At 55.8% G+C, this 22,708-nt stretch carries 21 protein-coding genes; 4 read left to right on the top strand and 17 right to left on the bottom strand.

What is annotated here, in order from left to right:
- Positions 1–56: 56 nt before the first annotated feature.
- Positions 57–3,950: a phosphoribosylformylglycinamidine synthase gene (gene purL, locus MFLA_RS04550; protein ID WP_011479252.1), complete on the bottom strand. Its 3,894-nt coding sequence runs from the start codon at positions 3,948–3,950 to the stop codon at positions 57–59.
- Here purL and MFLA_RS14395 point away from each other — a divergent pair.
- Positions 3,949–4,140 carry a hypothetical protein gene (locus MFLA_RS14395; protein ID WP_195742090.1) on the top strand — a complete coding sequence of 64 codons (192 nt, stop codon included), beginning with the start codon at positions 3,949–3,951 and terminating at the stop codon, positions 4,138–4,140. The two genes, purL and MFLA_RS14395, sit on opposite strands and share 2 nt — an antisense overlap.
- Positions 4,141–4,580: 440 nt before the next feature.
- The gene (locus MFLA_RS04545) at positions 4,581–5,756 is read left to right on the top strand and encodes a GGDEF domain-containing protein (protein ID WP_011479251.1); all 1,176 of its coding nucleotides are present in this window, start codon (positions 4,581–4,583) and stop codon (positions 5,754–5,756) included.
- Here MFLA_RS04545 and MFLA_RS04540 read toward each other — a convergent pair.
- The 13 genes from MFLA_RS04540 to htpG form a co-directional block, all read right to left on the bottom strand.
- On the bottom strand, positions 5,734–6,876 hold the full coding sequence (locus MFLA_RS04540) for an endonuclease/exonuclease/phosphatase family protein (protein WP_229407185.1): 1,143 nt from the start codon (positions 6,874–6,876) through the stop codon (positions 5,734–5,736). The two genes, MFLA_RS04545 and MFLA_RS04540, sit on opposite strands and share 23 nt — an antisense overlap.
- The gene (locus tag MFLA_RS04535; protein WP_011479249.1) at positions 6,843–7,250 is read right to left on the bottom strand and encodes a bZIP transcription factor; all 408 of its coding nucleotides are present in this window, start codon (positions 7,248–7,250) and stop codon (positions 6,843–6,845) included. The genes MFLA_RS04540 and MFLA_RS04535 overlap by 34 nt, the downstream gene beginning before the upstream one ends.
- A 60-nt stretch (positions 7,251–7,310) precedes the next feature.
- Positions 7,311–7,643, bottom strand: a complete 333-nt coding sequence (locus tag MFLA_RS04530; protein ID WP_011479248.1) for a DMT family transporter — start codon at positions 7,641–7,643, stop codon at positions 7,311–7,313.
- A gap of 3 nt (positions 7,644–7,646) precedes the next feature.
- A complete protein-coding gene (locus MFLA_RS04525; protein ID WP_011479247.1) occupies positions 7,647–8,018 on the bottom strand; it encodes a glyoxalase superfamily protein in 372 nt (123 codons plus the stop codon).
- A gap of 128 nt (positions 8,019–8,146) precedes the next feature.
- Positions 8,147–8,716, bottom strand: coding sequence for an RBBP9/YdeN family alpha/beta hydrolase (locus MFLA_RS04520; protein ID WP_011479246.1), 570 nt, complete (start codon positions 8,714–8,716; stop codon positions 8,147–8,149).
- Positions 8,717–8,801: 85 nt separating this feature from the next.
- Positions 8,802–9,482 (bottom strand): DUF4197 domain-containing protein, encoded by a 681-nt coding sequence (locus tag MFLA_RS04515; RefSeq protein ID WP_011479245.1) that lies wholly within the window; start codon positions 9,480–9,482, stop codon positions 8,802–8,804.
- A gap of 81 nt (positions 9,483–9,563) precedes the next feature.
- The gene (locus MFLA_RS04510) at positions 9,564–12,044 is read right to left on the bottom strand and encodes a glycogen/starch/alpha-glucan phosphorylase (RefSeq protein ID WP_048811569.1); all 2,481 of its coding nucleotides are present in this window, start codon (positions 12,042–12,044) and stop codon (positions 9,564–9,566) included.
- A gap of 323 nt (positions 12,045–12,367) precedes the next feature.
- On the bottom strand, positions 12,368–12,790 hold the full coding sequence (locus MFLA_RS04505) for an ExbD/TolR family protein (protein ID WP_048811859.1): 423 nt from the start codon (positions 12,788–12,790) through the stop codon (positions 12,368–12,370).
- On the bottom strand, positions 12,790–13,539 hold the full coding sequence (locus tag MFLA_RS04500) for a MotA/TolQ/ExbB proton channel family protein (protein ID WP_011479242.1): 750 nt from the start codon (positions 13,537–13,539) through the stop codon (positions 12,790–12,792). Before MFLA_RS04500 ends, MFLA_RS04505 begins: the two co-directional genes overlap by 1 nt.
- Before the next feature lie 49 nt (positions 13,540–13,588).
- Complete coding sequence (locus MFLA_RS04495; RefSeq protein WP_011479241.1) at positions 13,589–14,416, bottom strand: energy transducer TonB; 828 nt, start codon at positions 14,414–14,416, stop codon at positions 13,589–13,591.
- Positions 14,406–14,561: a hypothetical protein gene (locus MFLA_RS04490; RefSeq protein WP_229407177.1), complete on the bottom strand. Its 156-nt coding sequence runs from the start codon at positions 14,559–14,561 to the stop codon at positions 14,406–14,408. The genes MFLA_RS04495 and MFLA_RS04490 overlap by 11 nt, the downstream gene beginning before the upstream one ends.
- 320 nt (positions 14,562–14,881) lie before the next feature.
- Positions 14,882–15,499: a 30S ribosomal protein S4 gene (rpsD, locus tag MFLA_RS04485; RefSeq protein WP_011479239.1), complete on the bottom strand. Its 618-nt coding sequence runs from the start codon at positions 15,497–15,499 to the stop codon at positions 14,882–14,884.
- A gap of 247 nt (positions 15,500–15,746) precedes the next feature.
- Positions 15,747–17,633 carry a molecular chaperone HtpG gene (htpG, locus tag MFLA_RS04480; RefSeq protein ID WP_011479238.1) on the bottom strand — a complete coding sequence of 629 codons (1,887 nt, stop codon included), beginning with the start codon at positions 17,631–17,633 and terminating at the stop codon, positions 15,747–15,749.
- A 189-nt stretch (positions 17,634–17,822) separates the two neighbouring features.
- Here htpG and MFLA_RS04475 point away from each other — a divergent pair, with 189 nt between their 5' ends.
- Together MFLA_RS04475 and MFLA_RS04470 are read left to right on the top strand one after the other, a co-directional pair.
- A complete protein-coding gene (locus MFLA_RS04475; RefSeq protein WP_011479237.1) occupies positions 17,823–20,225 on the top strand; it encodes a TonB-dependent receptor in 2,403 nt (800 codons plus the stop codon).
- 88 nt (positions 20,226–20,313) lie between these two features.
- Positions 20,314–20,601, top strand: a complete 288-nt coding sequence (locus tag MFLA_RS04470; protein ID WP_011479236.1) for a hypothetical protein — start codon at positions 20,314–20,316, stop codon at positions 20,599–20,601.
- Here the strand turns inward: MFLA_RS04470 and MFLA_RS04465 are convergent.
- The 3 genes from MFLA_RS04465 to acpS are packed head-to-tail and all read right to left on the bottom strand — an operon-like array spanning position 20,579 to position 22,691.
- Positions 20,579–21,382, bottom strand: a complete 804-nt coding sequence (locus MFLA_RS04465; protein ID WP_011479235.1) for a tRNA threonylcarbamoyladenosine dehydratase — start codon at positions 21,380–21,382, stop codon at positions 20,579–20,581. The two genes, MFLA_RS04470 and MFLA_RS04465, sit on opposite strands and share 23 nt — an antisense overlap.
- Positions 21,372–22,307 carry a surface-adhesin E family protein gene (locus tag MFLA_RS04460; protein ID WP_011479234.1) on the bottom strand — a complete coding sequence of 312 codons (936 nt, stop codon included), beginning with the start codon at positions 22,305–22,307 and terminating at the stop codon, positions 21,372–21,374. The genes MFLA_RS04465 and MFLA_RS04460 overlap by 11 nt, the downstream gene beginning before the upstream one ends.
- Before the next feature lie 3 nt (positions 22,308–22,310).
- Positions 22,311–22,691, bottom strand: a complete 381-nt coding sequence (acpS, locus tag MFLA_RS04455; RefSeq protein WP_011479233.1) for a holo-ACP synthase — start codon at positions 22,689–22,691, stop codon at positions 22,311–22,313.
- Positions 22,692–22,708 lie beyond the last annotated feature (17 nt).

Below are 22,708 nucleotides of genomic sequence, written 5' to 3'. Positions count from 1 at the left end.
AAATTCGCACCGCATGCTGACATGCCTAACGCACATCTAATACTCGTTGTTGACCGCTAGCCAATGAACTTCCTGGCATTGCGGAACATCCGAATCCACGGCCCATCCTCACCCCAACCATCGGGATGCCAGGAGTGCTGCACGGTGCGGAAAACCCGTTCAGGATGAGGCATCATAATACTGAAACGGCCATCAGCGGTAGTCAGGCCGGTAATTCCCTGAGGCGAGCCATTCGGGTTAAATGGATATACTTCGGTCGGAAGCCCGCTATTATCGACATAGCGCAGCGTCACCAATCGCGCATCTTGTGCGCGTTGCTGCGCTGCTGCATCGGCAAATTCGGCATACCCTTCGCCATGCGCCACGGCGATCGGCATCCGGCTGCCAGCCATACCGTTGAAGAACAGCGATGGCGAGTCCAGCACTTCCACCATGGCGACACGTGCTTCGAACTGCTCGGAACGGTTACGCACAAAATGCGGCCAGTGCCCGGCACCGGGAATAATGCTGTGCAGGTTGCTCATCATCTGGCAACCGTTGCAGACGCCCAGCGCGAACGAATCCGTCCGGTTGAAGAATGCGGTAAACTCGTCGCGCGCACGCGGATTGAACAAGATGGACTTGGCCCAGCCCTCACCGGCACCGAGCACGTCTCCGTAGGAAAAGCCGCCACAGGCAACGAAGCCGGCGAAATCCTTGAGGCTGACACGCCCGCTGATAATGTCGCTCATGTGCACATCGAAAGCATTGAAGCCAGCGCGATCGAATGCCGCCGCCATCTCCACCTGCCCATTGACGCCCTGTTCGCGCAGGATCGCCATCTTGGGGCGCGCGCCCGAAGCGATATAAGGTGCGGCAATATTCTCGTTGATGTCGAAGGTGAGCTTGGCATGCAGGCCGGCATCGCGCTCGTCCAACAAGCGGTCATATTCCTGCTGCGCGCATACTGGATTGTCGCGGAGCTTCTGCATCTGGTAGGTAGTTTCCGACCAGGCACGGTGCAATGCCACGCGGCTTTCGGCAAACACCAGCTTAGTGCCTTGCCGGATCACAATATCGCCATGGCTGGCAGGCGCGCCGATCACATGGACCTTACCGCGCAGGGTTGTCTCCAGCTCGGCGGTAATGGCGTCCAGGTCGGCAGCACGCACCTGCAATACGGCACCCAGTTCTTCGTTATAGAGCACTGCCACGGCATCCTCGCCAAGGCTGGCAATGTCGAGCTCCAGGCCGGTACGTCCGGCAAAGGCCATTTCCACCACAGTGGCAAACAAGCCGCCATCGGATCGGTCATGATAGGCCAAGAGGCGGCCTTCACGGTTAAGCTTCTGTACGGCATTGAAAAAATGCTTGAGGCTGTCCGCATCCTCGACATCCGGTGCCACATTGCCGACACTGCCATAGACCTGCGCAAGGGCAGAGCCACCCAGGCGATTCCTGCCCGCACCCAGGTCGATCAGGAGCAGGCGGGTATCGCCCAAGTCAGTGCGCAGCTGCGGCGTCAAGGTCTTACGCGCATCGGCCGTTGGGGCAAAGGCAGTGACCACCAGCGATATAGGCGCAGTCACCGCCTTCTTTTCATTGCGCTCTTCCCACACGGTCTTCATGGACATGGAATCCTTGCCGACCGGAATGCTGATGCCCAGTTGCGGACACAACTCCATACCCACGGCCTTGACGGTATCGAACAAGGCAGCATCTTCACCCGGGTGGCCGGCAGGCGCCATCCAGTTGGCGGAAAGCTTGAGGTCTGCAATATCCTCGATCAGGCTGGCAGCGATATTGGTAATCGCCTCGCCAATCGCCATGCGGCCCGAAGCAGGTGCGTCAATCAGCGCCAGGGGCGCTTTTTCACCGATGGCGAAGGCCTCGCCGCGATAAGTCTCGAAACCATCCAGTGTCACTGCGACATCAGCCACTGGCACTTGCCAGGGACCGACCATCTGGTCGCGCGCGATCATGCCGGTCACAGAGCGGTCACCAATGGTGATCAGGAAAGTCTTGTCCGCCACGCCAGGCAGGCGCAGCACACGCTGGGCAGCTTCCTTCAAGTCGATGCGGGAATGATCGAAGGCTGGCAGCTCACGCGCCACATGCTGGACGTCCCGCGTCATTTTGGGCGGCTTGCCCAGCAACACGGACAAATCCATGTCCACCGGGGTATTGCCGAAATGACGATCGGACACGACCAGGCGCTTCTCCTCGGTCGCCTCGCCTACCACGGCAAATGGGCAGCGCTCGCGTTCGCAGATTTCCGCAAACAATGGCAAATCCTCCTTGCGTACCGCCATCACGTAGCGCTCCTGCGCCTCATTGCTCCATATTTCGCGCGGCGACATGCCGGGCTCCTCGTTGTGCACATCGCGCAACTGGAACCTCGCGCCCACGCCGGCATCGTTCACCAGCTCAGGGAAGGCATTGGAAATGCCGCCGGCGCCGACGTCGTGTATGCTCAGGATCGGGTTCTTGTCGCCCAACTGCCAGCAACGGTCAATGACCTCCTGCGCACGGCGCTCCAGCTCGGGGTTGCCGCGCTGCACGGAATCGAAATCCAGGTTCTCGGTATTAGCCCCGGTATCCATGCTTGATGCCGCACCGCCCCCCAGGCCGATCAGCATCGCGGGGCCACCTAGTTGGATCAGCGCCGCCCCCGGGGGAATCGGGTTCTTCTTCGCATGCCTGGCAGAGATATTGCCCACACCGCCCGCAAGCATGATGGGCTTGTGATAGCCGCGAATTTCTCCTGCGGACTCAATTTCCAGGGTGCGGAAATAACCTGCGATATTCGGACGGCCGAACTCATTGTTGTAGGCCGCCCCGCCCAACGGGCCGTCCACCATGATCTGCAATGCCGAAGCGATGCGGTCGGGCTTGCCATTGTTATGCTCCCAGGGCTGCTTGAAGCCGGGGATATGCAGATTGGACACCGAGAAACCGGTCAGGCCGGCCTTGGGCTTGGAGCCGGATCCGGTCGCACCCTCGTCGCGTATTTCTCCGCCCGCACCGGTCGCGGCACCCGCAAATGGCGAGATCGCGGTCGGGTGGTTATGGGTTTCCACTTTCATGAGGAAATGCATATCCTCTTCCACAAAGCCGTATTGGCCATCCGCCAGCGGATAGAAGCGCTTGGTCTTGCCACCCTCGACGATGGATGCATTGTCGGCATAGGCCACTACCGTCTTGCCAGGGTTGAGCTTGTGTGTATTGCGAATCATGCCGAACAGAGACTGTGCCTGTGCCACACCGTCGATCACCCAGTCTGCATTGAAAATCTTATGCCTACAGTGCTCGGAATTGGCCTGTGCAAACATCATCAGTTCCACATCGGTCGGGTTGCGGCCCATGCGTTGGAAATTCTCTATCAGGTAATCCACCTCATCCGGGGAAAGCGCCAGGCCCATCTCGGCATTCGCGGCCTCCAGCGCGGCCTTGCCGCCGGAGAGGATATCCACAGTGGATAAGGGCGCGGGCTCTGCCGTGTGATACAGCTTTTGCGCATCTGTCAGGGAGGCAAACACCGCCTCTGTCATGCGGTCATGAATCAAAGGTCGCAATGCAGCTTTTTCCGCATCCGTGAGCGGGCTGCCATCGGCAGTGGCAGCGTAAAACGCAATGCCGCGTTCCAGGCGCTGGATGGCCTCGATGCCGCAATGGCGCGCAATATCCGTGGCGCGTGAGGACCAGGGAGAAATCGTCCCGGGGCGCGGAATCACCAGGAACAGCTCGCCCGCCGGCGCCTCTTCGCTCATGCGCGGTCCATAGGTCAGGATCTGCTTCAACACCTCCTGCTGCGCCTCGCTCAGTGGCTGGTCAGACCAGGCGAAATGCCAGAATTCTGCGTACAAATGCGTGATGCGCGGCGCTGAACCTTTCAGCGCAGCCAGGATTTTCTCGATACGGAACGGAGATAAAGCGGCACTGCCACGAAGACTGATCATTGGGCTGGACATGAAGAAATTCGAAGTGATGGCAAAAGCGGGATTTTACCAGATTATGCACCCCCTTAGCGCTTTGACGGCCAAGGATAAGCGGCTTTCCGCTGCCGCCCGCGACAGCATGCCTACCCGCTCAAACTGCTGGACAGGTACCCCGCTTGCCAAAGCTTGGCTGAACCGTCAATGCCATGCACAATCAGCTTGATCACTGCCAACCGGCCATCCATGCGCGTTCGCCGTCAGCCCCCCACACCTGCAGTGGGCTCGACATCTATGAAGAAAAGCAAACCCGTCAGCAATGTTGACTGGAAGATACCGCGTCTTTGCGCAAATTGAGTGCCTATATGTACTCTTTTTTCATGAAATACCTATGTCCATAGGGCGGCAGAATGTTTCCAGCACAGAAGACAGATAATGCCGATGGCCTTGACAAGGACTGCCTGGCAAGGTGGCAGCTTCCAGGCCCTGCCTGTCGAGAGCTGCCGCACGGAAAATTATCACTGCGCAAAGAGGCTGAACGCATCGGTACTAACCTGACCTTCCCTTCCCCCGGCCACGGATTTCGAGAAAGATCGTGGATCAGCGCTTAGCTCAAGGGTAAACCGCTATAATCACTTGTTTCCAATAGGCCTATTGCATTCACCAATGCCGCAGCTTGACGTCAAAACCATTTACTTTCTAGTCGGCCTATTCGCCACGACCACAGGTGCGGTGTTATCCATCCTCGCCCTGACGGGGCGTTTTGACCGCTGGCTGAAATATTGGGGAATCAGCAATTTATGCACAGGCGCAGGGATTCTGCTGCTCACCTTTCGCGACATTGTGCCTGACTTCTATAGTATCGCAGTCGCCAATATGCTGGTCATCATCGGCTATTTTCTCTTGATGGCCACGGCACAGGGCCTGCATCACCGAAACATGACGTGGTGGCCGCATTTGCTATTCCTGGGGTTGATTGCGGGCTTGTTCCTGATGATGCAGAACGCAGATAGTTACTACAATGAGAGAACCGCGCTCAGCTCGGTTGCCTGTGGTTACTATGCCCTGCGGGTGGCCAAGATCACCAAACAGATCGCACGCGAAGAGGACATCGTGTCGGCCTACCTGGTTTTCGGGATATTTACACTCGCAGCTCTCGTGTTGGGCATGCGCATACTGGCCAGCCTCACCTATCACCTGGGAGGGGATTCGATTTTCTCGTCCGGAGGCATGAGCATGTGGGTCATCCTCTTGGCGGCCAGCATCGGTCCGTTGTGGAATATGTCGATGCTGCTTATGATCATGGAACGCATCAACCGCAACTGGATCGGCCGCGCCTTACGAGACCCGCTCACCGGCGCCCTCAATCGCGAAGGACTCAAGCGCGCCCTGGAAAACAACACCATGCGCCGCCATTCCGACAGCCATCCGTTCACTGCCTTGCTATTGGTGGACATCGACCACTTCAAGCAAGTCAATGACCAGCTGGGACATGCATTCGGCGACGAACTGCTGCGAAGCTTTGCGGATATCGTGCACCACCAATTGCGCAGCTCCGACCTGTTTGCACGCCAGGGGGGTGACGAATTCGTCATCATTCTCCCCTCGAGCGGCGAGAAGGAGGCCAGGGATGTGGCTGGACGGCTGCAAAACGCGTTTGCACAGGAGACTGACAGAGTGAAACCCGATGGGCTGGCGGTGACCTTGAGTATAGGCATTGCAGTCACCGAAAGTGACCAGCTAAGCGGCTCGCTGCACCAGCTCATGGCGCGAGCCGACTCGGCGCTCTATCAATCCAAGCATCAGGGCCGCAACCGCATCACATCGGCCCAAGCGGCTTGAAGCCGGATTGCTCCGATTTTTCCATGCCTTCCTCCACTTTATCCTGAGCCTCCTGTTCTTCTGCATCCGATGTTTCTTCGAGTGCCTGAACGTGCTCCAGATGGCGCTCAAGCTGCAAATGGGTCAGCACGGGAAAATGGTCCGAACCGATGTGTGGCAGGCGCTGCATCTTGATCAGGCCGAAGTCCGGGCTGTGAAAGATATGGTCAAGCGCCCAGCGCATGAACGGATAATCCGAATGGTAGGTACTGATATGGTGACGCCCCTTGCGCGGGTCCAGCAATCCGCTCACGCGCTGGAACAACCGCGTCGTGCGCGACCAGGCCACGTCATTGAGGTCTCCCATGACAATCACGCTCTCCTCGGTGTCACTCACAGCATCCCCGACAATCAACAGCTCGGCATCCCGCAGGACGGAATCCGGTGCCTCGGTCGGGCTGGGCGGTTCTGGATGCAGGCAATACAGCTTGACCGGGGCACCGCATGGCAGCATCACCGTGGCATGGATGGAAGGGATTTCCGGGCTGAGCAGGAATTTGACCTCGGCATCACGTAATGGCAAGCGGCTATATAAATGCATGCCATACAGATTATCCATCGGCGCACGCACCACATAGGGGTATTCAGGCTCGATTGCTGTCAGTGCCTGCTCCCACACCCGGTCAGTCTCCAGGGTTAGCAGCAAGTCAGGCCGAAGTGACCTGACCTGTTGAATCAACTTGAAATGCTGGTGATTGGTCATCAGCACATTGGCGACGATCAAGGAAATTTGCCTGTCGCGGCGGTAATGCTTGGGTCTGATCGATTTCACTTCCTGCGGAAACAGAAAGGTATAAGGCAAGACCATGCGCAGTTGGTGGGCCAATGCCAACATCAGGACCGCCAGCGCCACCCAGCGCATCGGTGACCACTCGGCATCGGGCAGCACCAGCCCGAGCAATGCCAGCATCCCGAGCGTCATGATCTGCAGTCGCGGGAAATCAAGCCCCCGGAACCACCATTCGCTGCGGCGCACCAGGGATCCCGCCGTTAATAGCGCGACCAGGGCAGTAAGGGCGTATCCCGCCAATAACATGATGTCAGGTACTATGCCGCCATCGGTGGCAAGTGCCAAATCCATGCTGAAACCGCCAGCATGGCAATCACCAGGACCATGACGATCCTGGATAGGCGTGCCACCCGGCGTCGGCCATCCTCCAGCTTGGCAACCAACTGCTCATTCTGGTCTGCCAAGGTCTTGAGCAGCTTCGAGGATTCCACCATCTGGGTCTGCAATTGGGCAATGCGCACTTCGAGCGACTGGATGCGCGCTTCCTTGTCATCATCGCTTGGCAACTCACTGTAAGGCACATCGTATACCGGGGGCTCATGATGATTCTGCTTGCCGGAGACGGCATGCCAAAACTTCCTGGCACCCTCGGCAATCTCCGGCGCCTTGCGGATCACCTCGACCCAGGGAACCACTTTCAATACAGTCAGCCATGGTGCGGCCACAATCCATTCCTTTCATTCAAAAGGGCAATACCCATTGATCAATCTAACAACAAATATACCTTAATGCCCTGTTGTCCTGGAAAACAACTGCATGACCACCACGCCCGCGATGATCAACGCCATCCCGATCACTGCAGGCAAGTCAAGTTTCTGTCCATACAGCAACGAGGCAATCACTGAAACCAGCACAATGCCCAGTCCCGACCAGACCGCATAGGCTACTCCAACCGGAATGCTGCGCAACGTCAAAGCGAGAAAATAAAATGCCGTCGCATAGCCAACGATCACCAGCGTGCTGGGCAATAATTGCGTGAAACCGTCGCTGGCCTTGAGCGCCGATGTCGCCACCACTTCAGCCGTGATGGCAATTCCCAAGTATATCCAATGCTGCATATATCACAGCTCGGTCACGGTAATAAAACTCAGGCGGTTGCCATCCGGATCGACCATCAGCATATTGCGTACACTAGGCCCCAAGTCGTTGCCGGGCGGCTCTGTGACATGCAAGCCCTGTCTCACGAACTCCGCATGTACTGCATCGACATCGTCCACATAAAAATGCACCAGCGCACCGAAAGCACAGTCCCCGACATGCTCGGTCAGGAATATCTGCATATCACCACGGGCAATGGCGGCAAAAACAGGATGTCCAGGTTCAAACTGGTGCGTCCACAATTCACGAAACCCGAGCTTTTCATAATACGGCCTGCTTAATGCATATGACGCGACGCGTACCGCCGGAATGACATGCTGGGTAACTTTCTTCATGTTTCCTCCTTTTTGCAATAGGGCTTGGCACAGCGAACACATCTCAGCAAGGTGTCCATCACAGTTGCCCTGTCGCAGGAAATAGACCTTGGTGCGTCAATGCAGAGCAATGGCGCCAGGGGAAAGTGTCACTGATCTGATGTACCACGCATGCCGACAATCATGTCATATAGTGCTGGAAACTCGGTAAATCCATCTTGTGCCATGAAATGGCCTCCGCGTTCAAACAACTCCCATGCAGCATCAAGCTTCTCCGCGAGCCGCAACGAATAGGGATAAGGCACGATATAATCATCCTGAGCGGCCAACACCAGGCGTCGGGGAACCAGGCTGATCAGCTTTTCCACATCAAGCGGTGCTGCGGTGAATGCATCCAGCGCCGGCAGAAAACTCAACGGCTCGGCAAACCCCGATACCAACGCCATGCCGCCTACCGGCTGCTCATGCTGCTCAAGGAAACGCAGCAAGGTGATGCAACCCAGACTGTGTCCGACAAAATAGGTATGCTGATCCGGCTGGACAACATGCGCATGCAGGCAGTCAAGCCAGCCCTCCATTTCAGGACGGTCAGATGCCGGCAACGCAGGCACTAAGACCCTGAAGCCCTGGCTTTCCAACGCCTGCTTGATCCATGGGAACCAATGGCTTTCCGGCGAAGCCTGGTATCCGTGAATGATATAGACAGTCCCTGCTTGCATGTTCCTCCCCGCATCACAAATATGTGGTTAGAACACTTTCCCGGCGTTAGTTCTCTCTCAGGCGCCGGGAGATAAAAAAGCAAGGTTACTTAACGGCGCTGAAAACTTTCTTGAGCAGATTGCTGGCCTGCCCCATCGGATCCTGGCGGATGGCCTTTTCCTCCTCGGCCATCATACGATAAACCCCGTCTAGCGCCTTCTGGGTGACATACTGCTCAATGTTGGCCTGGTCCTTGCCGACCAATCCGTACTTGCTGCCCATTTCGGCAAACTTATTGTATTGCTGTGCCAGCTCCACATTTTGCGTTGCGTTTTTCACGATAGGCAGGAATTTCTCCGCCATCGAGGCTGACGTGGTTCTGCGAAAATACTGTGTGGCAGAATCCTGCCCGCCAGTCAGAATATCCTTGGCGTCCTGCACACTCATCTGTTTGACTGAATTCACGAGCAATGCCTTGGCTTCAGGGACTGCGGCTTCCGCGGCCTGGTTCATTTTCAGTACCAGCTCGTCCGCCTGCTTGCCCATGCCGAACATGCGCATGGCCTTTTCTGCCTTCTGCATAGATTCAGGCAGAGGAATCCTGACCTCCGGGTTATCGAGAAATCCCCCGGCCTGTCCCAGCTGGGTGACCGCGCGCTCTGCCCCTTGCATCAGCGCCTGCTTGAGTCCCTGGCTGGCATCGGCATTGCTGATGCTGCCCAGATCCAGCGCAGCCGCATGGGTGGAAAAAATGGCAAATGATAATGCAGTCACAAGATGACGCATGGTTCCTCCCAGAAGATGGTCCACAAGGTTAGCTCAGCATTTTACTCCGCAACACACAACCATGCGCACAAGTATTGCCGCTTAATGTTGCACGGGTTTGACGTGCCAGACTTTCTCTACGTACTCACCAATGGTGCGATCACTCGAGAACTTGCCGATACGCGCGACATTGAGGATCGCCCGACGGTTCCACTCATCCTTGTCCCTGTATAGCTGGCCCACCGCATCCTGGGTGTCGATATAACTCGCATAATCGGCCAGCAGCAGGTATTGATCCCCGTTTTGCAGCAAAGCCTCCCCGATGGCACGATAACGATCTGGTTCATCGACGGAGAAAAAGCCGTTGGTGATCATGTCCAGAGCCTGCTTCAACTCGGGGTTGCCATGGTAGTAGTCCCACGGGTTGTAATGATTGGCTTTCAGCTCCGCCACTTGTTGGGTGGTCAGGCCGAAAATGAAAATATTGTCCTCCCCGACCTCCTCGCGGATTTCCACATTGGCACCATCCAGCGTTCCGATGGTAAGGGCGCCATTCAGGGCCATTTTCATGTTGCCGGTGCCCGACGCCTCGGTGCCGGCGGTGGATATTTGTTCGGAAAGATCGCTACCCGGAAACAAAAGCTCCGCTGCCGACACCTCGTAATTCGGGTAGAACACGACCTTGAGCTTATCCCCCACGGCAGGATCCTCATTGACAATAGAAGCCACGTCGTTGATCAAGCGGATAATGAGCTTGGCCATCCAATAGCCCGGCGCTGCCTTGCCACCAAAAATCACGGCGCGTGGCGTGATGTCCTTGACATGCCCGCTACGGATACGGTTGTACAAGGTCACGATGTGAAGCACATTCAGCAGCTGGCGCTTGTATTCATGTATGCGCTTGATCTGCACATCGAACAAGGCAGCAGGGTTGAGCCTGACGCCTGTCACTTGCTCAATCCGCTTGGCAAGCCGCTCCTTGTTCGCCAATTTCACCGCATGGAACGCTTTACGGAAATCGGCATCGTCAGCCAATGGCTCCAATGCGCGCAGCTTATAGAGGTCATGGTGGAAATCCTTGCCGATGACGCTTTCCAACAGCTTGGTCAATCCGGGATTGCATTGATTGAGCCAGCGACGGGGGGTAATGCCATTGGTAATATTGATGAAGCGCCCGGGGAAAATGCGGTTGAAATCGGCAAACAAGGTCGATTTCAACAGCTCGCTGTGCAAGGCAGCCACCCCGTTGACGGTATGGCTGCCAATTACGGCTAGGTGCGCCATGCGCACGCGGCGTCCATGCTCCTCATCAATAATAGACACGCGCCTGAGCAAATCGGTATCGCCAGGGAATTTGTGGTTTACCATCTGCAGGAACTCATGATTGATACGGTAGATGATACCCAAATGCCGTGGCAGTAGCCTGCCGAACATCTCCACCGACCAGGTCTCGAGTGCTTCCGGCATCAAGGTATGGTTGGTATAGGCAAATACCTTTTCACTGATTTTCCATGCCTTGTCCCAGTCCAGGTGATGCACATCCACCAGCTGATACATCAGCTCGGCCACGGCAATCGCGGGATGCGTATCGTTGAGCTGGATCGCCACCTTGTCCGGCAACACGCTCCAATCGTCGTGCTTGGCCAAGAAGCGGCGCAAGATATCCTGGATCGAGGCCGAAACGAAGAAATACTGTTGCTTCAGGCGCAGCTCCTTACCCAATACGGAGGTATCGTTAGGATAAAGCACCTTGGAGATATTCTCGTAGGCATTACGCTCTTCGACGGCCTTTTCATAGTTGCCTTCGTTGAAATGCGCAAGATCGAATTCACGCGCCGCCTTGGCCGACCATAAGCGGAGGGTGTTCACGGTCTCTGTGTCGTAGCCTGGTACCGGCATGTCATAGGCAATGGCGAGCACGCTTTCCGCATCCACCCAGTGGTATTCCATGCCCTTGGCAGTCGGGAACTCCACCACCCTGCCATAAAACCTTACTGGATACTGGCTTTCTGGTCGTTGAAACTCCCAGATATTGCCGTACCGCAGCCAATTGTCTGGATTTTCCACCTGTTGCCCCTGGCTGATTGACTGGCGGAACATCCCATATTCATAGCGGATGCCATAGCCTGTCCCAGGAATATCCATGCTCGCCATGGAGTCCAAGAAGCACGCAGCCAAGCGCCCTAAGCCGCCATTTCCCAGCGCAGCATCGTTTTCCAGCTCGACGACATCCTCCAGTTTGTGTCCCAGCGTCTTCAAGCCCTCAGCCACTTCACCCTCGATGCCCAGATTCAGTGCAGCATTTTGCAGCATGCGGCCAAGCAGGAACTCCAGAGAAAGGTAATACACTCGCTTAGGATCCTGGGCATTGTATGCCTCAGCAGTTTTGACCCAGCGTTCGACGACATGGTCACGTATGGTATATCCGGTCGCCACATACCAGTCACGGGGCGTGGAAGCTTCACTGGTCTTGAACGCAGAAAAAATCAGGTGATTCTGCAATGCTTGTGCTATCGGGGTCTTCTCGGTGGTAATCACAAGCGTGGAGGCTTTCGGCTTGTTAGATTCTTTTGCAGCAGTCATTGGCGTCTTTCCATGTGAGTTTACAAAATGCCACCCGTTGGCTTGAGTGTGGGAACCCATATTGAATGACCAACATGAAATTCTCGCGAACCTAGCACTCTCATTGTTCAGCGAGCAAAAATCAGGCCATCCGGGAGTCGTATTGCGCGCATGACCAACTCCACGCGCTTACAACAGGTGAACTCTTTACAAGACTACAATAGTGGCAGAAAGTTGAACAGTGATGGCAAGAAGCGGATTGAAATGAGACCTTATCAGGGGAACTGAGTGACAAAAAAGTAAAAAGCCGGTCATCGCCGGCTTTTTACTTTACACACCTAAAGTTACTTTGGAGTGGGATCACTCACGAAACCCAGCTTTTGTACACCTGCATTCTGGGCATACGCCATGACTTCAGCAAGCACTTGATACCTTGTCTCCTTGTCTGCACGGATATGCAGCTCCGGCTGAGGGTCCTTGTCAGCCACCTCATGCAGCCTGGCATTCAGCTCTTCGAGTGTAACGGCCTGGTCATTCCAATACATGGTGCCAGCACCATCAATCGCGATATCGATAATATCAGGCTTTTCCGGGGAAGGCTGACTGGTCGCCTGGGGCAAATCAATCTTGACCGCATGAGTCAACAAGGGAGCGGTGATGATGAAGATCACCAGCAATACCAGCATCACATCTACAAGCGGCGTGGTATTGATCTCCGACATGGGACGGTTGCCGCCCTCCGCGCCACCGACTCCACCGCCTGCCATCATGCTGTCACCTCTTTCAGCTTGGCTCCAGTACGGACAGCGGCCACGCCTGCCGTGGTCTTGCTGCTGGGATTCAATGGAGCGCCAGTGGTCAACAAAATGTGCAAGTCATTAGCGAAAGCCTCGACCTCGCTCAGAATCAGGCGATTGCGGCGCACCAGCGCGTTATAGGCCAAGACGGCAGGAATCGCCACCGCCAGGCCTAAAGCCGTCATAATCAAGGCTTCACCCACCGGACCGGCCACCTTGTCCAGAGTCGCCTGCCCGCTTTGGCTAATACTCGCCAACGCATGGTAAATACCCCATACCGTACCGAACAAACCGACAAAAGGCGCGACACTGCCTACCGATGCCAGCATGGTCAAGCCATAATCAAGACGTTCGCTCTCAGCGGAAATCTGACGGCGCATGGCACGGGCAATGAATTCATCTTTGTTGCAGGCATCTTCCACGTTGCTGCCGACATGAGACTGGTGGTGCTCGGCTGCATCCACTGCCTGGTTCGCGACGCGGGAAACAATGGTCTCGCCGCTGTCATGGCGCAATGCCGACTCAATCGAGGATGCCTGCCAGAAACTGTTGCTGTATTCCCGGTTAGCGCTGCGAATGGTCAAGGCCTGATAGAACTTCACCACCATGAGATACCAGCTTGCCACCGACATGAAGACAAGCACCACTGCAACCAGGATGGAAACCGGGCCACCGTCCAAAATGAAATCCAAGCTGTTAAATTCGTATGCATTTTCCATATTGCATTAATCCTATTTATTTAAAGTGTGACTAACCTGGTTGAACTTGCTAATCCGCAATTGAGAACCGGACGGGCGCAATCACGGAGACCTTCATCGGCTTGTTGTTACGCTTGTATGGATTGAACCTCGATTTCTTGGTCGCCTCCAGTGCAGCCTTGTCGAGACGCTCCGAACCACTGCTGCTTTCAATCTCAATGGACTCAGGCACGCCCGTTTCAGAAATCAGTATCCGCAACATCACGACCCCTTGTTCTCCCAGCCTCCTGGACATGGCAGGATAAACAGGAATTTCCTGGTGCGAATACGAGACCCCGCTGATCGCCACTTCCGGGATAGGCTGTTCTTTTGGCTCTGGCGGCGGCACCGGCTCTATCCTTTCAGCAACCACTGGCGCATCTTGGACTGGCGCCTGCGAAGGGGCCTGCTGCGCTTCCTGCGGTTGTGGCTCCGACACCTCCTCCCTGACCTCCTCCACCTGCTCCACAGGCTGTGGAGCCTCAATGGGGACAGGCTTATCCACTACCTTGGGTTTGGGCTTTGGTTTCGGCTTGGGCTGGGGCGGCTTAGGTGTAGGCTGAGGCTCCGGTTCAGTAATCGCTACCTCAGGCACAGGCTCTGGGCTCTGTACCAGACTGACCATGATAGGCGGCGCGGACTCTTCCCGGTGAGGCTCACGGGTGGAAGCAATGATCAATGCGGTAAACACTGCGGCATGAACCAAGATAGTGACAATCAACGCCTTGACAGAAAAGTGCTGTGCGTCTGGTGTCCTGGGAGTCCGCTTTGGAACTAGATTGCGAGTTGATGTCTGACTCAATTGCCCCTCAATATATTGCTCTTTTGAAAGACGTGCCAGTGCAGATTCAGTGGACATTTTTGATGCTGGTTGCAAATTGACTATGGGACTTGTTGGCAGTGTATATTGCCAAGCGGGTGGCCGCTTCCTGAATCATTTCAGCAAACGAGTTGAATGCATGATCTTCCAGGCGCAGACTCAATGCGCCGACTTCAATTTCCATGACATTACACTCCTCACAGTACAACACCCTGCATCCTTCAGCTCCAGCAAGCACTACACGCCTACAATTGTTCGCTGTCTTCATCATCATCCCGCTCGTTGTTTAGGTTGCAACCAACGGTGCCAAGCACCCTGCAACACGAGCGAAAAATGATAACTATTCTCATATATGTAGTCAAGAATAATACGCATTCTATCAGTTAATTACGCCTACTCCTTAATTATTCTTATTTGCTATCCCTAAGTCGAATGGCATCATGTTGCGGGCTTTCAGCAATAAAAAAGGCCGCAATTGCGGCCTTTTGAAATTCCTGTCAAAAATTACAGACGGTTAGCGTAATACTCGACAACCTGCTGAACATCAACTGGGAACGGCACATCTTCCGCTGCCGGCAGATGCGCAACCTTGGCCTGCTGGCTTTGCTCAGCCCAGGAGATCCATTCAGGGCGTGTCAAAGGTGGGTTGGCCAATGTTTCCACTACGATAGGCAGTTTGGTGCTGCTCGCTTTCAGTGATATTTCATCACCCACACGCACGCGAATAGAGGGGATGTTGACGGACTTGCCGTTCAACATTACATGGCGATGGGTAACCAGTTGGCGGGCAGCGGCAATCGTTGGTGCGAAACCTGCGCGGAAGACCACATTATCCAAGCGACGCTCCAACAGTTGCAGCAATGTTTCGCCGGTAGGGGATTTGCCCTTGCGCGCATCCACCATCAGGCGACGCAGTTGCTTTTCTGAGAGGCCGTAATTGAAACGCAGCTTTTGCTTTTCCTGCAGCTTGACACCGAAGTCGGACTTCTTGCGGCGTGTATTCTTGGCACCATGCTGGCCAGGAGGGGTTGGGCGTGCCTCTATGGTCTTGCGGGACAAGCCAGGCAGATCAATACCAAGTGCGCGCATTACTTTAAGACGTGGGCCGGTGAATCTAGACATTCTTTAAAACTCCTCATTAGTTGGTTTGATCAGGCTGACCTGACACTTCGCTTCCTGCACCCCGGCAATCACGCACGGAATGGATAGCTCGACGCTATCACCACGCCCGAAGGCATAGCATACCTGCACACTACGAACCTTCGCATACGCTCAACGGCTTATGCGAAGCGGCGGATTATACAATAAAAAACCGCCGTTGACCAAGGGCCAATGGCGGTTTTTTCAATGCTGACCTGACGTTGCGGGCTCAGGCAAGCATCGCGTTCACGCGGCGCACGAAAGCAGCTGGGTCTTCCAGCTGGCCGCCCTCTGCCAACAATGCCTGATCAAACAGAAGATGCGCCCAGTCGGCAAATTTCGCCTCATCCGTCACATCCTTCAGGCGCTGCACAATGCCGTGATCGGGGTTGATTTCGAGGATGGGCTTGCTGCCCGGCGTTTTCTGGCCTGCAGCCTTGAGCAGGCGCTCCAGGTTGCCGGATAGATCGTGTTCGCCCGCCACCAGGCAAGCTGGGGAGTCCGTGAGGCGGTGAGTCACGCGTACTTCTTTCACGCTATCGCCCAGTGCGGCCTGGATACGTTCGACCAATGGTTTGTATTCGTCCTCGGTTTTTTTCTGCTGCTCCTTCTCGGCTTCATCTTCCAGCTTGCCCAAGTCCAGGTCGCCCTTGGCAACAGACTGCAGCTTCTTGCCATCGAACTCGGTCAGGCTGCTCACCAGCCACTCATCGACGCGATCTGACAGCAGCAGGACCTCAATGCCTTTCTTGCGGAAGATTTCGAGGTGCGGACTATGCTTGGCCGCAGCAAAGCTATCAGCGGTAATATAGTAGATGGCCTCTTGCCCTTCCTTCATGCGGGCGATGTAATCCTTGAAGGAAACCACCTGTTCGTCAGTATCGGCATGCGTGCTGGCGAAGCGCAACAAACCCGCAATGCGTTCCTTGTTGGCAAAATCTTCTCCTGGGCCCTCTTTGAGCACGCGACCAAACTCTTTCCAGAACTTGGCATACTCTTCCGGCTTGTTCTCGGCCAGGTCTTCCAACATGCTCAATACGCGTTTCACGGAGGCGGTCTTGATGGCCTCGATATCCTTGGAGTGTTGCAGGATCTCGCGCGACACGTTCAGAGGCAGGTCGGCGCTATCGATGACGCCGCGCACGAAGCGCAGATATTGCGGCATCAATTGTTCGGCATCATCCATGATGAATACGCGCTTCACATAAAGCTTAATGCCGTGCTGGCGCTCACGGTCATAGAGGTCGAACGGCGCCTTGGAAGGAATATAGAGCAGGGAAATGTATTCCTGCTTGCCTTCCACCCGGTTATGGCTCCAAGTCAACGGGTTCTCGAAATCGTGTGAGACGTGCTTGTAGAATTCCTGGTATTCTTGTTCGGAAATATCACTCTTGTTGCGCGCCCACAAGGCAGAAGCCTTGTTCACGGTTTCATCCTCATCCGTCGGCACTTGCTCGCCATCCTTCCACTCGGATTTCTTCATGACGATGGGCAGGGTGATATGGTCGGAATACTTGCGGATAATGGATTTGAGTTTCCAATCGTTGAGGAACTCATCTTCGCCTTCGCGCAAATGCAGAACGATATCTGTACCGCGGCTTTCCTTCTCGGCAGGCTCCAGGGTGTAATCGCCCTCGCCGGTGGACTCCCAGCGCACAGCCTCATTGCTGCCTGCACGGCGGGTGGTCAGGGTCACTTTGTCGGCAATAATGAATGCAGAGTAGAAGCCCACGCCGAATTGGCCGATCAGGTTGGCATCCTTGGCTTGGTCGCCAGTGAGTGATTGTAGGAATTCCTTGGTGCCAGACTTGGCAATAGTGCCAATATTGTTGATCACCTCCTCGCGGCTCATGCCAATGCCGTTATCGGAGATAGTGATGGTGCGCGCCTGCTTGTCGAAGCTGACACGGATTTTGAGGTCGCTGTCATTGCCATAGAGGCTGTTATCTGCCAGTGCTTCGAATCGCAGCTTATCCGCGGCATCACTGGCGTTGGAAATCAACTCGCGCAATACGATTTCCTTATTGCTGTAGAGCGAATGAATCATCAATTGCAGAAGCTGTTTGACTTCCGCCTGGAAACCCAGGGTTTCCTTCTGTAGTGTCTCTGTGGACATCTTGCTCACTCCCGTTATGCAGTTGAACGACAATGTTGCCTATATAAGGGCAGCGAAACGAATTTCAAGCACCAGGCAGTAAGCCGGTGTCATTTAGATATAAAATACGCAAAAAATAATCAGAAATTAAGTTATTCATTGCCATAAGTGAGGCGGAGGTTCTGCCAGCCTCGTACGGGAGCTCCAGTCTTGAAGTACAGTACCATGGGCGTCAGCATGCTCGCCCTCATCGCCACATCCGGCCCCAGCCATGCCCATGATGAATTACCTTTACACTCAACAGAGCGAATCCAGAAACTCGAGACCACCAGCGTAACTGCCAGACGGCGCCTGGAGAAAGAGCAGGACGTCCCTGCCACCGTATCGGTAGTCAAAGGCAATCAGTTGGAAGCCGGCAGGATTTACCAATTGCAGGACCTGCCGCAGCTCATGCCCAGCCTCACGGCGCAATTCCTGCATCCGCGCCAGTCCAGCATCGCCATCCGCGGCATAGGCAACAACCCGGCCAACGAGGGGCTGGAAGGCAGCGCCGGTATCTATCTCGACAACGTATTCCTCGGCCGCCCCGGCCTGGCCGTGTTCGACCTGCTGGATATCGAGCAGGCCGAACTGCTGCGCGGCCCGCAAGGGACACTATTCGGTAAGAACACCACTGCCGGCGTGCTTAACATCACCACCCGCAAGCCGGTTTTCAAACCGGAATATTCGGCGGAAGCGAGTTACGGGTCGCGCGACTTTGAGCAATACAAGGTCATGCTCAACCAGCCAATCAATGAGATGGCAGCATTGCGCATTGCCGCCTATAAAACCCATGATGACGGCTGGGTAAAGAACACCTACGACGGCAAGAACCTCAACGAAATCAACCGTACTGGCGCACGTGGGCAACTGCTGCTGCAACCCAGCGAATCGTTTGACCTGCGCCTGATTGCCGAGCACAACGAGGAAGATTCCAGCACTGGCACCCTGGTGCCTTATCGGTATGGGCCATGGACACCCAATGCATTCATGTTTCTAGGGATACATCCGGTAACAGGCCAGCCGGTTTTCGGCCCTGATTATTCCAGTAACCTGCCTGCTGGCACTCCAGGTTCCAACGCGACCGACGCCATCACCCACGCCAACGGCCTGGGTGCATCAAATCGCGCCTATGACCCCAAGGACTACAAGGTCACATTGGACGGAAGGCAACGTACCCGTACCAGCCAGGATGCCCTCTCGGCTGAGGCCAACTGGCATTTCAATGGCTACACCCTCACCTCGATCACCGCCTGGCGGCAATGGCAATTCAAGCCAGACAACGATCTCGACCGTACCGATCTGTTTGCGGTCAACGGCGGCGTCGATGCCCGCCATAAGCAATACTCGCAAGAAATCCGCCTGGCCTCACCCCTGAGCGATGTATTCGACTACGTAGCGGGCGTCTACTACTACTATCAAGACGTTTCCAACCGCGAGCAGTACATGACCGGGCCGGATGCTTTCGCGCTGACCACCATCTACCCCGACAATTCGGCGTTTTCCGGGTCCGGCTACGCCAAGACCCACAGCTATGCGTTATTCGGACAAGGCACCTGGCACCTGTCGGAAAAACTCGACCTGACCGCAGGCCTGCGCGCCACCATGGAGAAAAAAGAAGCGCGAGTGGTGCAAGACCAGATTACCCCGTTGCCACCAATCCTCTCCCCCTTGCTTGATCATTACGATACCGGCGTGCAACACCAGAAGGATGAAAGCCTTTCCAGCCTGCTGACCGCAAGCTACTGGCTGAATGACCGTGTGCTTGGCTATGCCACCTACTCATCCAGCGAAAAATCCGGCGGCTTCAACACCAATGGCGTGGCTTCACCAGGCGCGGTGCTGGGCACCGAGGCCTTGAACATTGACCCGGAAAAAGCCAACAATCTCGAATTCGGCATCAAGTCGAGCTGGCTGGATCAGCGCTTGGTCGCCAACGCCAGCGTCTTCCTGACCAGGGTCAAGGATTACCAGGCCATCACCGGGACATCGATCAACGGCACCTATGCAGGACTGCTTACCAATGTGGGCGACCTGAGCAGCAAAGGGATGGAATTGGATTTGCGTGCCAGGGTCAGCCAGCATCTCAGCCTCAGCCTGAGCGGGGCCTACACCGATGCCAGCTTTGACCGCGGCACGGCTCCCACCCCGGCCGAGGAATTCAATGGTCCTGGCGGTACCAGTGACAGCGGCTATGGCAAAGGAACGCGCAGCATTGCAGGCAACCAGGTGAACGGCGCATCGCGCTGGGCATTCAGTAGCGGCGCCCACTTGCGCTGGAACCCTGCCGACAACCTTGAACACTATGCCAATGCACAATACAGCTGGCGCTCCGAAAGCTATGGCGACGTCAACAACTCGGAATACTCGAAGATTGCCGGATACGGCATCCTCAATGTCAGCACCGGCTTGCGGGTAACCAGCGGCAAGCATCGCTGGGACTTCTCGCTATGGGCTAAGAATGTATTGGATAAGCGCTACTTTCTCGGCCTCACCAACGCAGGCAGCAACCTCTATGTCGGTTCGGCCGGCCAGCCGCGTACGATAGGCGCCAGTCTGCGCTACGATTTCTAATCGGCAAATGCCTTAACATGTGGCTAATTTAGTGTTACACGGCTACATTTCGAGCTACACTATACCCTAATCATCAAAGGGGATTGCGATGACGAAAATCACCGTCAACAAACTAGATGAACATACGTTCGAGGTTGCCATCGAGGCAAATTCGGCGACTACGCACCGGGTGACAATAGCGCCAGACTATGCAAACACGCTCAGCCAAGGGCGCTTCGACAATGAAGTATTGATCCGGCGCTCTTTCGAGTTTCTACTGGAGCGCGAACCCAACACCAGCATTCTGCGCAGCTTCGACCTTTCCGTGATCTCGCGCTATTTTCCGGAATACGAGCGCACCATCGCCCAAGCGTTCACCCCACCGCCAAACGCTTGAGCACTGCCGCCGCGGCAATCATGCCGCATGAGGCAGTCACGGCAACCGATGAGCCATAGCCTGCGCAATTCAAACCCGTGATGCTGCCGGCCTCTACGTTGCAACTTGTTTCCGGCTGCTGTACAGGTTCGTCAGAATAAACACAGGCGATACCGAATGTTGGTAATTTCTTTTTACTGCCTGGCTTGTTTCCGTCCAATCCTTTCGGGAAGCCGTGGTCGCGCCGCAACTGATTGCGCACTTTTGCCAGCAACCTGTCGCCATGCACGTCTGCCAAGTCGGCCACCCGGATGCGTGTCGGGTCGACGCGCCCCCCCGCTCCGCCTGCCATCACCAGCGGAATCCCGAGCTTGCGGCACCATGCGGCCAAGGCTACCTTGGCCCGCGCATCGTCTATCGCGTCCAGCACCGCGTCAACACTGCTGTCCAGTAATACATCAAGGTTATCCGATGCAATGAAATCCTCAACCTCCCGCACCTCAGCCAAGGGATTGATCTCTCGCACGCGCTGCGCCATGGCCGTGACCTTGGCAAGGCCGAAAGCCCCTTCGACAGCGTGCAACTGGCGATTGACATTGGATTCGGCGATATTGTCGAGATCAACCAGCGTCAACTTGCCTATCGCGCTACGCGCCAAGGCCTCCACCGCCCATGAACCCACGCCGCCCATGCCGATCACGGCTACATGTGCATGACGAAACCTATGTAGCGCCAACTCGCCATACAGCCTGCGCACACCGCCGAACCTGCGCTCCCAATCCATCTCTATGCTATTGTCCATTTACCGGGTCCTCGCACCCAACAGCACGGATTTCGCGCTGGTATTGGTCCAGACCGTGGATAGCGCAGTGGTTTTTTTCCACCTCGTCGGCAATTTTTGCGAGGTGGTCCAAGTAGTTCTGCATGGTGTCGCAATACAGGGCGTGGGCATCGACATCAGCCTGCACGCGGGTTTCCAGCCCCTGCAAATCATGCAATGTCGCCTTGCAGGCATCTTCCTGAAATGGTGTGCGTGCAGGCTTGGCGGCCGGAGTGCAGATTGTCTTGGCAAGCTCCTGTGTGGTCGCCGACTTGCTTACCGGCACATCGGGCTGCGGCTTGTCAAACAGAAACTCGGCATGACCGTCACGCAATCTCTGCGACTGCAGTATCCTGAACGTGCCTTTGCCACAATTGAATTGCAGCGAACTCAGTGTTTGCTCATTCTTGTTGAACAACCTCACTCGCGTATTGACCTTGAACTCCTGACCTGGCAGCGCCTGCAAGGAAGCACGGTCAATCGCCACCTCGCCCGCGTTGCTGTTGCTGACGATCTCCCAGCTGGGTACCGGTGCGGAAATCGGCGCAACGCGAGCGGCGCAGTAGCGCTGTTCCAGCTGATCCGGGAGTGAACCCGGGCTGATTGGCTCTTCCGCACGTGGAGCGTCGAACCTGACCACTTGCTTGCCGTCCTTGAGCTGGAACCCCTTGAGATAACTGAACCGCCTGGTGTGGCAATCCACCTGCATGGTCGTCACCCAGATACTGGCATCAGGTTGTTCCACCTTGGTCTGCACGGTCACTTTCTGATCTGCAGTATTGCGCACCACGCTGGATTGGTCGATATAATGCTTGCCGACGCTGCTTTCCCCCGCCAGCTCCCACTGCTCAGCGCTCATTACAGCGCCTGCAAATAGCAGGCAGGCGAGCCACAGCTTACGATGCATGGTTCAGGCGCGCTCCAAAACCACGAATGCGGCAGCGATGGCTTTCTCATCACTGAGGGAAAGATGCAGGCTGCCTACGCCCTTTTCCTCCAGCCACGCCTGCAACAACGGCGCCAACCGAAACTCCGGTTTGCCTAGGGCGTCATGCCCGATACCGATATTCTCGAAACTGGCTGCGCCGCGTATGCCTGTGCCCAACGCCTTGGCGAATGCCTCCTTGGCAGCGAAGCGCTTGGCAAGAAACCTGGCCTTGACCCGGCTCGCCTCGTATTCCTGCCACTCGGCAGCATTGAGAATACGCCGGGCGAATGCGTCACCAAAGCGGCTGAGTGACTCCTCAATGCGCACCACTTCGACGATATCGGTACCTATCCCATAAATCATGCTGGAGAGTTACCGAA

Source organism: Methylobacillus flagellatus KT (genome assembly GCF_000013705.1).
Lineage (GTDB): Bacteria > Pseudomonadota > Gammaproteobacteria > Burkholderiales > Methylophilaceae > Methylobacillus > Methylobacillus flagellatus.
Note: the sequence above shows the minus strand (reverse complement) of the source record. Positions and strands in the feature narration are given on the sequence as shown.

Coding starts and splice junctions, on each gene's coding strand:
- MFLA_RS14395 (WP_195742090.1), top strand. CDS start 3,949: ATGAAGAAATTCGAAGTGATGGCAAAAGCGGGATTTTACCAGATTATG.
- purL (WP_011479252.1), bottom strand. CDS start 3,950: ATGTCCAGCCCAATGATCAGTCTTCGTGGCAGTGCCGCTTTATCTCCG.
- MFLA_RS04545 (WP_011479251.1), top strand. CDS start 4,581: ATGCCGCAGCTTGACGTCAAAACCATTTACTTTCTAGTCGGCCTATTC.
- MFLA_RS04540 (WP_229407185.1), bottom strand. CDS start 6,876: ATGGATTTGGCACTTGCCACCGATGGCGGCATAGTACCTGACATCATG.
- MFLA_RS04530 (WP_011479248.1), bottom strand. CDS start 7,643: ATGCAGCATTGGATATACTTGGGAATTGCCATCACGGCTGAAGTGGTG.
- MFLA_RS04525 (WP_011479247.1), bottom strand. CDS start 8,018: ATGAAGAAAGTTACCCAGCATGTCATTCCGGCGGTACGCGTCGCGTCA.
- MFLA_RS04520 (WP_011479246.1), bottom strand. CDS start 8,716: ATGCAAGCAGGGACTGTCTATATCATTCACGGATACCAGGCTTCGCCG.
- MFLA_RS04515 (WP_011479245.1), bottom strand. CDS start 9,482: ATGCGTCATCTTGTGACTGCATTATCATTTGCCATTTTTTCCACCCAT.
- MFLA_RS04510 (WP_048811569.1), bottom strand. CDS start 12,044: ATGACTGCTGCAAAAGAATCTAACAAGCCGAAAGCCTCCACGCTTGTG.
- MFLA_RS04505 (WP_048811859.1), bottom strand. CDS start 12,790: ATGGCAGGCGGTGGAGTCGGTGGCGCGGAGGGCGGCAACCGTCCCATG.
- MFLA_RS04500 (WP_011479242.1), bottom strand. CDS start 13,539: ATGGAAAATGCATACGAATTTAACAGCTTGGATTTCATTTTGGACGGT.
- MFLA_RS04495 (WP_011479241.1), bottom strand. CDS start 14,416: ATGTCCACTGAATCTGCACTGGCACGTCTTTCAAAAGAGCAATATATT.
- MFLA_RS04490 (WP_229407177.1), bottom strand. CDS start 14,561: ATGGAAATTGAAGTCGGCGCATTGAGTCTGCGCCTGGAAGATCATGCA.
- rpsD (WP_011479239.1), bottom strand. CDS start 15,499: ATGTCTAGATTCACCGGCCCACGTCTTAAAGTAATGCGCGCACTTGGT.
- htpG (WP_011479238.1), bottom strand. CDS start 17,633: ATGTCCACAGAGACACTACAGAAGGAAACCCTGGGTTTCCAGGCGGAA.
- MFLA_RS04470 (WP_011479236.1), top strand. CDS start 20,314: ATGACGAAAATCACCGTCAACAAACTAGATGAACATACGTTCGAGGTT.
- MFLA_RS04465 (WP_011479235.1), bottom strand. CDS start 21,382: ATGGACAATAGCATAGAGATGGATTGGGAGCGCAGGTTCGGCGGTGTG.
- MFLA_RS04460 (WP_011479234.1), bottom strand. CDS start 22,307: ATGCATCGTAAGCTGTGGCTCGCCTGCCTGCTATTTGCAGGCGCTGTA.
- acpS (WP_011479233.1), bottom strand. CDS start 22,691: ATGATTTATGGGATAGGTACCGATATCGTCGAAGTGGTGCGCATTGAG.